Below are 14,472 nucleotides of genomic sequence, written 5' to 3'. Positions count from 1 at the left end.
CCTGAGCAACTGCACTCCAACGTAAGCTTGATAAAGACAAGATTACATAGCCTCTACATTGATCATAGTTGTATTAAGGAGCCAAGTTTAGACAACGCTGTAGCCATTTTGTTCCAAGGTGGATACTTAAGCATTAAAAAGGTTAAAGGCACCCAAGCATACTTAGGTTTAGCCAATCATGAAGTTGCTTATTCTTTAGCCACTTTCTTAATTGGCGAGCTCAGAAATGAGCGACCAGCACTTGCTGATATCAATCATAAGCTCTTTAGCCTGCTTAGTGAGAATGAAGAAGTATTTGAACGCCTGCATCAAGGTCCTCAGAGAATTGCAGATCTACTGAATCTCATCCTCAATTGCCTTGATGAAAAGCTCTTCCAAGAGTCAAATTACGATGACGTGCTTACCTCGGCTATAACCATGTCCCTGATATTTACTGGCTATGCAGAACAGCGTGACGTTCAATCCCTTTTTGGCCCAGCAGATTTAGTGATTTATAAGCAAGAGATTGGGGTCAAAGTACCTGACTTGTTAATTGAGTTTAAGCTAGCACGCTGCAGCGATGATGTCATCAAGAAGCTTGATGAAGGCTCTAAGCAAATGGTCGATCGCAAGTATGGCTTTAGCTTGCTTAACTCCGATCCGCACCGCTATTGCATTGTCATTAGCAATGCTCTTAAGCAAGTTGCAGCTGTCTCTAGGATTAACCGTGACGGCACTTATGTCCTTGAGTATCAACACCCTGATATCAATGCCAATGGTATAGCCCAGACAAAATAGCACTATACAGCCTGCTAAGACGCCGTTTGTCATACTATACATAAGTTATGGCGACGAAAGGCAAGCGTCTTTGGTATGTTGCGCACAGGCTTTCGCAATGACTATGGAGCATGTTTACTGTTTTTGGTCATGCTCAATTTCTAGGCAAAAGATCACTATGTTGCTGATAGCTGATAGATAGCTGAAAGTTGCATGATTGGTAAGGTGAGGGGATTTTTAGAGGGGAATTAGTAATGAGCATAGGCATAAGAATAAATTGCTCTTGCCTATGCTCATATGATCTTGCAAGCTTGTGTGCAAGATCTTAGATGGATTGCCCATCAGCAGCCCTCTTGGACTTAAGAGCCTAAGAGGGTAGCTATTATGCTAAATGATTGCTCATTTCTAAGCAGCTTATGATGCCAATCTCTTACGCTGCAAAGATCTGATGCTTTGCGTGATCTTGTATATTCTTAACAACAAGTGCTGATGGTGCAATAGTGCAGCACTCTAGTGAGTGCTCGAGCACTTAGTTAGATGCTGCGGCTCTTAGGTTTGAGCTTGGCAATTTCTTTGAGTGCTCGGCACTTGTTTAAGTGCATGGGCACTTGATTAGAGGGCGTTACGATAAATCTGCTTGATGTCCTCGAGGTACAGAGGGCGTGGGCACTTGTCGAAGCCAGGGTTAAAAGCTAAGGCATGCTCGGCCATCTCATCAATGTGCTTGTCATCGATATTGAGAGCAGATAAGTTGTTTGGAATACCAATAGAACTAAAGAATGCCTCAGTCTTATTGATAGCCTCATTAGCCATAGCATAGCGATCTTCTTGATCTTGCATGAAGAATACGGCCTTACCATAATGGCAGAAGCGCTCAACAGTATCGTCGTTAAGGGCATAGCGCATTAAGTGAGGAGTTAAGATCGCCAGACCAACACCATGGGTGATGTCGTAAATAGCAGAAAGCTCATGTTCCATAGCATGGCATGGCCATGGACGCTCGCCATTGCCTAAGGAGCAGATGCCATTGCAAGCTAAAGAAGAAGCCCACATCATCTGAGCACGGGCATCGTAGTCCTCTGGGTTTTCCATAAGCTTTGGAGCACAATCAATGATGGTACGTAAGATAGTCTCACAAATGCCATCAGAGATTAAGTTAGTCTCTAAACAGATGTACTGCTCAAAGATATGGGACATGATGTCAGCTGCGCCAGCTGCGATCTGATACTTAGGCACACTGAAGGTGTACTGAGGATCTAAGATAGAAACCTTTGGGAAGAGCGCATCGTGGCAGATAGCTAACTTCTCATTAGTCTCAAGATTTGAAATCACTGCACCAGCGTCATACTCAGAACCAGTAGCAGATAAAGTGAGCACAGTGATTAAAGGCAGAGCACCCTTAACCTTGCGCCAATCCAGAACCAGCTCCCAAGCATCACCCTCGTAGCAAGCACCAGCACAAATAGCCTTAGCACAGTCTAAAACAGAGCCACCGCCTACAGCTAACACGAGCTCAATACCGTGCTCTTTGCACTTAGCTACACCATCACGTACAGAGTCGATACGTGGATTTGGCTCAACACCTGCAACTTCGTAAATGGTGCAGTCACTTAAACGTGCTAATACGTCATCATACAGACCAGAGCGCTTAATGGAGTTGCCACCATATACGAGTAAGATCTTCTTACCGACAGCTACGACTTCATCGTGGAGCTTCTCAATCTGACCCTTGCCAAAATGAACCTTAGTTGGTGTGCAGTAAGTAAAGTTATACATAAAACCTCTTTGTTCCTAAACCTCAATTCAGCTCAAGGAGCAGCGTATCGCCACGCACGACAGACACATACAACTGCAGCACTACAACAGCCACTCAAAGCATGAGCGATGCAGTTCATAGCAAAGCTATCTAATGGAGCCAATCGCTATGCTGTACCGTGCTTTGCAATAATGCTACGTGCACTGAAGCTATGATCAACTAAGCTCAGCTCAGCAGTGTGCCGCTTACTTCATGGCAGTGCTTTCACGTGCAACCTTTTTGCTATGACAAGATCATAGCAAAACATACCTAGCCTAAGGACAGGATCGATTAACTATGCCCTTATGCTCAAATTTTCAGCTCAAAACATCACTATTCTTTGTGCACAATTTCATCATATGACTGCAAATATTTGCAAAATCGCTGCAAGCCTTTTGAAGGTGCCATTTATACGGGATAGAGCTTTACTCATCTTTGAAATAGATTGAAATCGTTGCATATGCCTAAAAGGCGCTTACATATGACAGGCTATGAACTTACAACATCAGTAGATCACAGCCATAAAAAGCTGTAGGCACATCCATTTCTCTAACTCATTTAGCCCATTAACTAAAGGGGCTAAGCATAGATGGCAATTAAGCAGATTACGTACTTAAGTGATGTAGCCTCACTATGATTTTCTTTGCTCTTCACTTAATTAATTTGACTAAGAGGGTACTTTTGGGGCGATTGTTCCGTTTTGGCCTCTCATGGCCTCGATGTGGTGCACTCATTTAATGTGAATGCGTGGAGCCGATATTTTTGCCATTGCAGATGAGTTGGCATGAGCGTTTATGGATAAAGGTTTGAGTAACTTTGATAAAAAGTGTCGGCTCAGTAGGAATTTGATCCAACTCACACTTGATTCGTTTATGATTGTGGCTATCATTAATCGTCCTCGCAAGTGCAGATCAGTTTCATTTGCAACTTGTCAGGACAATAGTCTGATGCCAGTTCAGTACGATGCAGCTGCACCGCTGAACAGCTAATGAGAGCTCATGACTAGATGAGCCTAGCCATCTTGAGTACTACTTAAGACTCTTTTTAGTACTGCTCAAATCGCTATCACTCTTAGCGGCATTGTTAGAGGCAGCGCTACTGCACTTGTAAGTTTACTGAAAACTGATGTATCACTCTGGCATGCAAAAGCTAAAAGCTTATGCAAAACCCAGTAGGCTGCAGCAGCACTTAAGCAAACACAAGCGCGTGAAGTAAAACGCTGTCAAAGGTTAATTCAAACAGGAGACGATATCCCTTCTTGAAGATCACGGGCCTAGTTGAAAGTAACTATTTACTGTCAGTTTCAGGCATGCTCTAAGAGAATATATCGGTTACTACATGTCAAAAGAAAACTTATCAAACGTTGATGCCATTCGTTCCAGCATGTCGCCGCAAGAGCAAAAGCGCCGCTTTGTTAACGCTGCTTTCTATGCTGTGTGTTTGATCGCAGGCATTGGCTTTGGTTTTCTGAACAACGAGTCTGTCAATCAGCTGATGGGCTTCATTGCCACTGTCTTCACTCGACTGTTCTCATTTATCGCAGTCCCAATCATTGCTTTAGCTTTAATCTCCACCTTAGCTAAGCTTGGTAAGGACAGCTCTTCTGGTCGTATCTTTAAGCACACCATCTTCTACACCTTAGCTACCACCATCGCTGCTGCTGTAGTGGGTGCTGCTTTATATGTCATCATTGCTCCTGGCAATGTACCTGCAGAGATCGCCGGTACCGCCACCGTTGGTGACATTAAGAATGTATCTTACTTAGACCACATCTTAAGCATTATTCCTAACAACATTCTGCAACCATTTGTTTCTGGTAACGTACTTTCAGTACTGATCATTGCTGCAGCTTTTGGTATGGCTTTAGCTTTAATGCCAGCAAATGCTCACCGCGATGGCCTGTTAAACACCATCTTAGGTCTGCAAGATGTTTTATTCATGCTCATCAAGTGGATCATTGCTATCCTGCCTATCGGTATCATGGGCTTTACTGCACAGCTCATCACCGAACTTGAGCATGGTGTAGCTTTAGGTTCTGTAGGCACTTACTTTGGTGTTGTAGTTGGCGCAAACTTAATTCAGGCATTCATTATCCTGCCTTTATTCTTAATGATGCGCGGCTTAAACCCATTCAAAGTAATCCGTGGCATGATGCCAGCCGTTGCAGTTGCTTTCTTCTCTAAGTCATCTGCCGGTACCCTGCCAGTTACCATGAACTCAGCTGAGAACAACCTCAATATTAATCCAAAGGTATCTCGCTTTGTACTGCCAATCTGCACCACCATCAATATGAATGGTTGCGCAGGCTTCATTCTCATCACCTCTTTATTCTTAATGCAGAATGCAGGTATTGAGATCACTACTGGCACCATCATCGCTTGGATCTTCATTGCTACCGTCGCTGCAGTTGGTAATGCTGGCGTGCCAATGGGCTGCTACTTCCTGACCATCTCCTTAATGTCATCCATGGGCGTTCCTGTATTACTCATGGGTATCATTCTCCCTGTTTACGCTGTTATCGACATGATCGAGACCGCTGTTAACGTATGGTCAGACTCAACTGTAGTTAACATGGTTAACAAAGACTTAGATGGCAAGTTAGACGAGGATGAGGCTAAGCACAGCGTTGCAGCCTAATTCCCAAACTTACCTAAGCTAAGAGCCACAACAGCCTCTTAGCTAATGCCAAAAAGGCGGTGTTTAACAACACCGCCTTTTGCATTTTTACAAAGCTACGCGCAGCACTATGCGTGTCCAACCTTTAGCAGCACTATGGAGTCTCCAGCCACTAGCAACACCAGAGCCTCTATAAGCACTTACAGCACCATGCGTTTCGATGCAATCGTCTACGCAAAGCAGCGATCACCTCTTTTCATTGCCAATCTTTCAAGGCCTATCTTTGCCAGACCGATCTTTGCAAGGTCAAAATTTGGGCAGGATTGAGTAGCTCTACTATGCCTTTGTTGTGAGACAATCGGCCACTATAGTACAATGCGCGCAACTTAATAGTCTTTCTTAGGTCTGTTTGTACTTACGTCTTTTTAGACCTGAAAGCGCCATAGTTATAGCTGAACATTGGTCGCTTATCATAAGAGTACTCTTTACTACACTAGCTACTCATGATCTTATGAGTAAGCCTAGCTTTTCCGTTTATCTCGAGGTTAGTCAGTATGCGTAAGATGTCAGTACGCCAGCAGGTGTACGTAGCTCGCATCGGTTATTTCCTATCAGGTTTTGCTGTAGCATGCTGGGCACCTCTGATCCCGATCTTGCAGCATAATCTGCAGCTCTCTACTGAAGCTGTGAGCGTCATGGTAGTAACCTTTGGTGTGGGTGCAGTCGTTGGCATGCTCTTAAGCGGCCCCATCATGCGCTACTTTGGCTTTAAGATTACCTACGCCTCGTGCTGTTTTTTAATCTCTACTACTATCTGTATTATCGCGTGGATGCCAAGTTACGAGATTGTACTTGGAGCTTTGGTGCTGTTTGGTATCTCGCTTGGCTGTATTGATGTGGCCATCAATGTCTTTGCGGCCTATCTTGAAAAGCGCTATCGCCTACTGCTCATGTCAGTGCTGTATGCCTACTACTCCATGGGCGAGGTAATTGGCGCGATCTTAATGATGTTCTTGCTCACTATCGCTATGTCTCCATCACTGGCGATCTTGATGCTCATCTCCATGATCTACATTGCTTCGGCTTACTACACTCCAGTTATCATCAACATTAAGTCTGAGAACAAGCAAGATAACCGCAGCTTTGTTATGCCTGTACAACCGGTGATCTCGCTTGCCTTAATCATTGCTTTTACTTACGTAGTTGGTGGAGCAATCTTAGACTGGTCTGGACTGTACCTAACCATGGAGGCAGGTATTCCGCTTAACTATGCAACTCTGGGCTACGGTATTGTTTCAGCCTGTATGCTGGTATTGCGTATTTGGTCACGGCCAATTATCAATGTCATTGGCACCTTCAACTTTGCTTTCTTTGGTGCCCTCATTATGATTGCAGGTTTAGTTGCAATGGTGCTATTTCCAAACATCATCGTCATTATCATTAGCTTCTTTGCTATTGGTATTGGCATGTCTAACATTAGCCCGCTCGTTACCTCAGCCACAGGTAAGCAAGATAAGATGCCTCTCGTACCTGCCATCTCATTTTTATCAGTGTGCGGCTACACAGGACTGTTATTAGGCCCTGCAGCCTTAGGCGGCATTGCCTCCTTCATTAGCCTTGGCGGCATTTTCCTCTTCCTTGCCGCTCTCACTGCAGTTAGCGCCGTCCTCATCTACACTGTCCGTCGTGAGCTCAATGCCATCGATCCACGCCTCAACAGCAACGTCGACTAACCACACTCCAGCCACTCCTGGCCATAACAGCTCTTGCTATCTAGCAAGAACTCTATGCTCAGCTGAAACTTATCAGCCTCAGCTACCACTCATTTTTGGGCAGAACCAAACCTCAAAATCTCTTATCTTTGAGCATGTACTATCACATATACCAGTAGCCATTGGTACTATGTTTGCGTATCTATGGCATAATAATCATATGTGTTTTGCTCAGTAGCAGCGCCCGCACACTTAGTTGGTTTTTCGGGGCTAGTAATCTTAAAGAAAGAGGAGTGCATCATGACAGATCTGAAACCTGAAGAGCGTGCTCGTCAATGGATTGATAGAAAGCTTAAAGATGCTGGCTGGGAAGTTATCAACCGCAATGACTTTGCGCCTAGCATGAATGCTGTTGCTATACGAGAGACTTTAATGTCAGGTGGACTTGAGGCTGACTATGTTTTGTTTCTTAATGGCAAAGCAGCTGCAGTTATTGAGGCAAAACGTGAAGAGATTTCGCTTGATAATCCACAACTAATTGCACAGGCTGAGAACTACACAACAAAGGCATTAGAATATATGCCACGGTGGAAAGATCCTATTCCATTTGTCTTCCTCTCCAATGGAAAAGAGATAGCTTTTAAAGATTGCCGTAAGACAGATGCCAAATACGAAAAACTTAATAGTTTTAAGCGTCCTTGGGATATAGCTAGATATCTTCGTCTTAATGAATTTGCTGGACTACCTTATCTTTCGAGAACAGATCTTCGTGCATGTCAGTATGAGGCTATTACAAATCTTGAAGCATCATTTAAAAATGGACAGCGTCGTGCTTTAATGGTTTTAGCCACTGGATCAGGCAAGACCTTTACTGCATGCATGATGATCTACCGTATGCTCGCTTTTACTCCAATGAGGCGTGTACTTTTCTTGGTAGACCGTACTAATCTTGGAAATGATGCTGCTACTGCATTAAAAACCTTTAAGCTCACCGAAAATAAGAATGCTATGGCTCAGATTTTTGGTATTGAGCAGCTGAACTCAAAGCTAATTAATGAGCTTAGCAAAGAGAAGCATACAACTCGCTCGTTAGTAGCTATAAGCACCATTCAGCGCCTTTATGCAGCGCTCTCAGGCAAAGACGATACATCTACTGAAAAGGATGAGGATACTCCTTTCTATCAAACAGAAGATGCTATCTTCTACGGCACTCCTGAACGGACTGTAGAACTACCAGAGACCCCATGTCTGCCGCCTGATTTCTTTGATCTTATTATCATTGATGAGTGCCATCGCTCTATCTATAGCAATTGGCAGAAAGTACTGACCTACTTTAAAACAGCTAGACTTGTAGGACTGACTGCTACACCAATTCCTGAAACTGTTGCTTTCTTTAATAACAATATAGTTGCTAACTATAGTTACGAAGACTCGGTAAAAGATAATGTTAATGTGGATTTCCGCATTTACCGCATTAAAACCCAATTAAGCGAAGAAGGCGGCGAAATCCAAGCTGGCGACACCATTATCTCCACCATTCGCGGCGAAGATAAATCAAAAGAACAAACAGCAATTTGCGATCGCGAATTTGAGAAAAACAAGCTAAATCGCAGTATTGTTGTTCCAGACCAGATTCGCAAGATACTACAAGAATACAAAGATGTGGTCTACACACAAATGTATCCTAATCGCGAACCTAACTATGACTATCTACCTAAGACTCTTATCTTTGCCGTCAATGAGGGACACGCTAAGGCCATCGTTGAGATCGCTAAAGAGGTGTTTGAGCGTAAAGCTGATGATGACAAGTTTGTACAAAGAATTACTTACTCTTGCGATGATACAAAGAAGCTAATTCAGCAATTCCGTTATGACGTCGATTTTCGTATTGCAGTTACTGTTACTTTAGTGGCTACAGGCACTGATGTACGTCCATTAGAAGTGCTCCTCTTCCTTAATGACATTCGTTCTGAAACTCTCTATGCGCAAATGAAAGGACGAGGATGTCGAGTAATTAAACCGTCAGAACTTAGAAGCGTAACTCCTAACGCCACTAGTAAAGAGCTGTTTTATATTATTGATGCTGTTGGCGTCACTGAGAGTGAAAAAGTAATGCCGAGCATAATAGTACCTGGTGATGACAAAATCCCAAACCAAACGCTAGCTCAGATACTTGAAAAGATGGCGATGAATAATCTATCTGATGATTTGTTTATCTTATTAGCCAATAAGCTCAGCGCAATCGGAGGAAGGGCCACCCCAGAAGATCTTGCTGACTATACAAATCTTTGTAAAATCAAACCGTCTGTCTGGGCACAAATTATCTTCGCGAGAATTGACAAAGGTGATTTGCCGCCATTTGTATCAAATTTAGAGGACAATACTGAACGATATAATGTTATTCGAGAACTTCTTGAGAATATACCAGCACGTCACAAGCTCATCGAAATGGCCCGTGGCTATATAAAAGAGCTACCAGATAAAACAGATACGGTTATATACTCAGGCTTCTCAACTGAGGAGGCCAAGTCGTACACCCAAGCTTTCAAAGAATATATACAAACTCATAAAGATGAGATTGAGGCGCTACGTCTCATTTACAATCACGATGTAGGCAAGCTCACTCGCGATCATATTGATGAGTTAAAAAGCAAGCTTGAATTATCTATCTCTGGCTTTACAATTGACCGCCTGTGGAATGACTATGCTTTATTAGACCAAGATAAAGTAAAACCACTAAAGAGCGATCAACAAGCCATTACTAACCTTATTCAACTAGTTAGATACGCATATAACATGATCTCTGAGCTATATCCGCTTACAGGTCTTTGCGCTAAGAGATTTGAGCTCTGGTGCGGACAAGCTCAGCGTGATGTATCAGATGAGCAAAAGGAGCTTTTTAGAAAAATTGCCTTGTATATATCTGTAAATGGCAGTAGTGATTTTAAAAAAATCATTAGTGTCATGCCTGATACAGCAGGTAGCCTATTACGTAACATAAAAGATAGAGCAAAGATCGAGCAAGAGCTCTCATCGCTCAACGAATTCATACTTAAGGTAGCCTAAACCATGTCCGATACTAAATTAACAGAAGCGTCCATCACTAAGAACGTTTGGCAATTAGCAGATATTATGGCAAGTGCCGGTGTGGGCTTTACTGACTACCTCACTCAGCTAACTTACTTGCTCTTTTTGAAGATGGATAGTGAGCGAGTTGAGTTCTTTTTAGAAGAATCCAACGTTCCTGAAGGCTACCGCTGGCCTGACCTTTTAAACGAAAAGGGTATGGATCTAATCAATCACTACGAGCAGACCTTAGATATCCTGAGTCGCGAAAACGGTATTGTAGGCACCATCTTTACTAAAGCTACCAATCGTATTGATAACGCAGTAAGCCTAGAAAAGCTCATTGCATTCATTAATGAGAATCAGTGGCTGCTAATGGATGGCGACGTTAAAGGCACCTTATACGAAAGCATCCTGCAAAAGAATGGTCAAGACAAGAAGAGTGGAGCTGGACAGTACTTTACACCGCGCCCTCTTATCGACGCCATTGTGGATGTGGTGAAGCCACAGATCACTGAGACAGTAACTGATCCGGCATGTGGTACTGGAGGCTTTTTACTCTCAGCCTTTGCGTACATGAAAGATCAGTCAAATGATGAAAAGAAGCTGAAATTCTTGCGAAATGAGGCACTACATGGATCTGACATTACACCATTAGTGGTGACTATGGGCTCAATGAACATGTACCTGCATGGCGTTGGTATCTCCGATAGCCCAATCAAGTGCGAAGACTCTCTTTTAAAAGAACCAGAGAACCTTAGTAAGGTGGTATTAGCCAATCCTCCGTTTGGCGCAAGACCAGCAGGTTCTATCGGTATTAAGAGACCTGACTTTATCACCGAGACTAAAAATAACCAGCTTAACTTTGTGCAGCACATTATGTCTCTATTAGAGCGCGGTGGACGTGCCGGTGTTGTTCTTCCTGACAACGTGCTGTTTGAACGTGAAGGTGCAGCTATTCGTGAGAAGCTATTAAAAGACTTTAACCTTCACACTATCTTACGTTTACCAACCGGCATCTTCTACGCTAATGGTGTTCAAACTAACGTGCTCTTCTTTACCAAAGGAGAGCCAACCAAGGAAGTTTGGTACTACGACTATCGTACTGATGTTAAGCACACTCTAGTTGCTAATCCGCTAACTCGCAAGCATTTAGATGACTTTGTAAAGTGCTACTGTGCAGATAACCTCTCCAATCGCACTGAGACATATGATAAAGACAACAATCCAAATGGCCGCTGGCGAAAGTACTCTGCTGAAGACCTCCTAGCTCGTGATCAGGTTAATTTGGACATCACTTGGATGAGCGAGGCCAAAAGCGAGGAAGAGACACTTTCAATGGAAGAAGTATTTACTCGCATGTCAGAAAAGGTAACCACCATACAAAATGCCTTTGCAAAACTGCAAAAGGAGCTTGGCAATGATCTTTAAACGTATGCGTGAGCAGATTCTAGACAAGGCAATTAGAGGCCAGCTAGTACCTCAACTCCAAGAAGAAGGTGTCGTTGACAAGATTGGTAACGCTCCATCTGAAGTACCTTTTGATATCCCTGGCTCATGGAAATGGATCAAGATATCGGACGTTGTCGATGTTCGTGATGGAACACATGACTCCCCCAAATATGTAGAGAACGGCGTGCCATTTGTTACAAGCAAAAACCTTAAAGACGGGACAATTGATTTCTCCACAGTCAAGTTCATAAGTCAAAAAGATCACGAATCTTTCATTCAGAGATCAAACGTAGAGCCAGGTGATATTCTTATGGCCATGATTGGTTCAATTGGTAACGCAGTTATGGTTCCAAATAACGTACCTGATTTCTCAATAAAGAACGTTGCATTGTTTAAACATAAAGAACACAAATTAATATCCTTTGACTTCCTTCTTGTACTATTAAAAAGTCTAGAAAGCATAATGAGCAGTCAATCATCAGGCAGTGTTCAAAAGTTTGTCCCTCTAAAATATCTTAGGAACATGGCTATCCCTCTACCACCCATTGCAGAGCAAAAGAGAATTGCAGCCAAGATTGAATCACTATTTGGCGAGATCGACCGTGCTGAAAAGGCATATGAAGAATTGCAGTCCTTAGCAAACGTACTAAGAGGCCAAATTCTTCAAAAGGCAATCCAAGGCAAGCTAGTTCCTCAGCTACCTGAAGACGGTGTAGTTGAGCAGATTGGCGAAGCTCCAGCCGAAGTGCCTTTTGAGATCCCTGATTCATGGAAGTGGGTTTCAGCTAGACACTGCTTTGAGTTAATATCGGGCCGTGATTTAACAAAAAATGATATTTCTGAACAGCTCACTAGTACCAGCAAAATACCTTATATCACTGGAGCCAGTCAGATTAAAAATGGTGAAATCATAATTAATCGATGGACTTCAAAACCTGTTGTATGTAGTGAACTTAATGATCTACTACTAACGTGTAAAGGAACTGTGGGAGAGACTGCCATAAACAAAATAGGAAATGTGCACATAGCTAGACAAATTATGGCATTAAGAGCACATAAACATGTAATTCTCGGCGAATATCTAACAATATACATTAATTGCATATCTAAGCAGTTAAGCAAAGAAGCCAAAAGTATGATCCCTGGAATCAGTCGTACAACTATTCTAAACAAATTTCTGCCAATACCTCCACTAGCAGAACAAAAGCGCATAGTTGCAAAGGTCGAGACTCTTCTAGAGCAAGTAGACTTGATGACCAAATAGCTTATTTTAGGCACGACATGGTTGTCCCAGCTTAGAGCTGGGGCGCTTAGTGGAGTACAGGCTTTTAGTGCAGCTTTGTGAATGGCTGCACTCTATTGTGGAAGGTTGTTATTGGCAACGGCTTCGGTGGCAGCAGCAACGTCTGCTGGTGGCGGTGCAGTTGGCGCATCGGTTGGGACGGCGCTAGCTGCCTCTTGTGGCGCTGCTATGGCTGCTTTTTGTGGACGGTTGCCAATTAAGCTGTTAGTGCGTGGCTCTGCATAATCAGGCAGGTCATCGTCGCTTAGGTAGTCATCCTCACTGTCTACTGCTGTTGACTGGTCATGAGCGGGCGCTTGGGCTTGATGGGCCTCTGTGGCCTGATTTGCATCGTGCTCTTGAGCAGCAGGGGCGGCTTGAGCGGAGTTTGCATCATTAGCATCTGCTTCTGCTGGTGCTTGGGTGAGGCGGTTTTGCTCCATGCGCTTGAGGATTTCGCCGGCAAGAGAAAGGTAAGCGCGGGAGCCTAGGCAGCTGCGGTCATATAAGATGACTGGGCGGCCCATGGATGGAGCCTCAGAGATGAGCGAGGTGTATGGGATGATGGTGTTGAAGAGCAAGGTGCCAAGATTGGACTTTAAGTCCTCGGAAATCTTCTTGGCAAGTGGTTCGCCTAAGCTATAGAGTGTTCTGACAATACCCATAAGACGCACATTACTCATGCCATCGGTCTTGAGCTTCTCAAAGAGACGCAGAAGTGAGCTTAAGCCATCTACCGCAAAGTAATCGCAAGTAGTTGGGATGATGAGATCATCAGAGGCACACAGGGCATTAATGGTGAGTAAATTGAGTGCTGGTGGGCAATCAATGATTATGAGGTCGTAGATAAGGCGTAAGGAGCTTAAAGCATTTCTGAGCCTAAACTCTTTACCCTCTTCATTGATGCAGGAGACGCAAAAGGCAGTTAAGTCATCATTAGCCGGAACTAAATCAAACTTAGCTAAGTTATACGGCTTGATGCATGGAACTAAGGATGCCTCACTCATCAGGGCATTGCCAGATGAGATAAGTCCTGTAGGACGCTTACGCAAAATCGATACAGTAGCAGAGCCCTGAGGATCGAGATCGATAAGCAAGACGCGACGACGCGTACCAGCAAAGGCACACGCAAGGTTAATCGCAGTGGAGGTTTTACCCACACCGCCCTTGTGATTGGCAACAGATAGAACTATACATTCTGAGCGCATATCTATGCCTTAGCGATAGCACTACATCGCAAGATTGAAACAAAAAGCCTAAAAGCATACTAAAGACTGCAAATCAGCTTGCACTGTGCATGTACTGCCAATACGGTTATGGCTACACATGCGCCTGTCTTTTAGTTATGTACTTTCAGGTTTAACCTACTTTAACGGACACACCAAGCATCATTGCCTGTTAGCTTATATTAACCATAAGAGCTGTTAAAAGCTACTAAGCTTGGCTTCCTTTTGAAATGTAAATCGTCTTTGCTACCAAAAGCTAGTGCCTCTTGAGGCCATAGCATGCAAGCTTGCATTGTGCTTTGGTAGTGAAAAAGACTTTAGCTATACGCATTAATACGCACAGCGAGCACCGTTATTAGTACAAGAGCTTGTACTTAGGAGCTAAGGTTCATTGTATTAGCAATTGTACAAAAGTTGAACTTACTTAACAGCTAATCTAGGAACCGCTCACAAAGTAATGCTTATGCCCGATTCATGCCACATGATGGTGCCATCCTTCTGACGCTTATCTTGAGCATGCAAAAACGCTTTATTTATCGCCTTTGCTCTGCACAACATTCGTCTTAC

Annotated in this window: 8 protein-coding genes; 6 read left to right on the top strand and 2 right to left on the bottom strand. The window is 43.5% G+C overall.

The genetic code is table 11. The annotated features are described in order from the left end of the window. A partial coding sequence (locus RDO37_RS03035) for a hypothetical protein (protein WP_308498056.1) occupies nt 1-777 on the top strand: 777 nt, incomplete at its 5' end. 591 nt (nt 778-1,368) lie between these two features. On the opposite strand, the gene RDO37_RS03030 is transcribed toward RDO37_RS03035, so the two are convergent. Beyond that, nucleotides 1,369-2,532: an iron-containing alcohol dehydrogenase gene (locus RDO37_RS03030; RefSeq protein WP_308498055.1), complete on the bottom strand. Its 1,164-nt coding sequence runs from the start codon at nt 2,530-2,532 to the stop codon at nt 1,369-1,371. A gap of 1,357 nt (nt 2,533-3,889) precedes the next feature. Here RDO37_RS03030 and RDO37_RS03025 point away from each other — a divergent pair. The 5 genes from RDO37_RS03025 to RDO37_RS03005 all read left to right on the top strand — a co-directional run bounded on the left by RDO37_RS03025 (nt 3,890) and on the right by RDO37_RS03005 (nt 12,661). Continuing rightward, a complete protein-coding gene (locus RDO37_RS03025; RefSeq protein ID WP_308498054.1) occupies nt 3,890-5,188 on the top strand; it encodes a dicarboxylate/amino acid:cation symporter in 1,299 nt (432 codons plus the stop codon). Nucleotides 5,189-5,721: 533 nt separating this feature from the next. After that, the gene (locus tag RDO37_RS03020) at nt 5,722-6,900 is read left to right on the top strand and encodes an MFS transporter (RefSeq protein ID WP_273319590.1); all 1,179 of its coding nucleotides are present in this window, start codon (nt 5,722-5,724) and stop codon (nt 6,898-6,900) included. A 279-nt stretch (nt 6,901-7,179) separates the two neighbouring features. Continuing rightward, nucleotides 7,180-9,945, top strand: a complete 2,766-nt coding sequence (locus RDO37_RS03015; protein WP_308498053.1) for a DEAD/DEAH box helicase family protein — start codon at nt 7,180-7,182, stop codon at nt 9,943-9,945. Between the two features lie 3 nt (nt 9,946-9,948). Continuing rightward, the gene (locus RDO37_RS03010; RefSeq protein WP_308498052.1) at nt 9,949-11,376 is read left to right on the top strand and encodes an N-6 DNA methylase; all 1,428 of its coding nucleotides are present in this window, start codon (nt 9,949-9,951) and stop codon (nt 11,374-11,376) included. After that, a complete protein-coding gene (locus RDO37_RS03005; protein ID WP_308498051.1) occupies nt 11,366-12,661 on the top strand; it encodes a restriction endonuclease subunit S in 1,296 nt (431 codons plus the stop codon). The genes RDO37_RS03010 and RDO37_RS03005 overlap by 11 nt, the downstream gene beginning before the upstream one ends. A 92-nt stretch (nt 12,662-12,753) precedes the next feature. Here the strand turns inward: RDO37_RS03005 and RDO37_RS03000 are convergent, their stop codons facing one another. Next, a complete protein-coding gene (locus tag RDO37_RS03000; RefSeq protein ID WP_308498050.1) occupies nt 12,754-13,887 on the bottom strand; it encodes a ParA family protein in 1,134 nt (377 codons plus the stop codon). Nucleotides 13,888-14,472: the final 585 nt, after the last annotated feature.

Origin of the sequence: uncultured Anaerobiospirillum sp. (assembly GCF_902485895.1) — a bacterium.
Classification (GTDB): domain Bacteria; phylum Pseudomonadota; class Gammaproteobacteria; order Enterobacterales; family Succinivibrionaceae; genus Anaerobiospirillum; species Anaerobiospirillum succiniciproducens.
This window is presented reverse-complemented; position numbering and strand designations above follow the sequence as displayed.

Coding starts and splice junctions, on each gene's coding strand:
- RDO37_RS03030 (WP_308498055.1), bottom strand. CDS start 2,532: ATGTATAACTTTACTTACTGCACACCAACTAAGGTTCATTTTGGCAAG.
- RDO37_RS03025 (WP_308498054.1), top strand. CDS start 3,890: ATGTCAAAAGAAAACTTATCAAACGTTGATGCCATTCGTTCCAGCATG.
- RDO37_RS03020 (WP_273319590.1), top strand. CDS start 5,722: ATGCGTAAGATGTCAGTACGCCAGCAGGTGTACGTAGCTCGCATCGGT.
- RDO37_RS03015 (WP_308498053.1), top strand. CDS start 7,180: ATGACAGATCTGAAACCTGAAGAGCGTGCTCGTCAATGGATTGATAGA.
- RDO37_RS03010 (WP_308498052.1), top strand. CDS start 9,949: ATGTCCGATACTAAATTAACAGAAGCGTCCATCACTAAGAACGTTTGG.
- RDO37_RS03005 (WP_308498051.1), top strand. CDS start 11,366: ATGATCTTTAAACGTATGCGTGAGCAGATTCTAGACAAGGCAATTAGA.
- RDO37_RS03000 (WP_308498050.1), bottom strand. CDS start 13,887: ATGCGCTCAGAATGTATAGTTCTATCTGTTGCCAATCACAAGGGCGGT.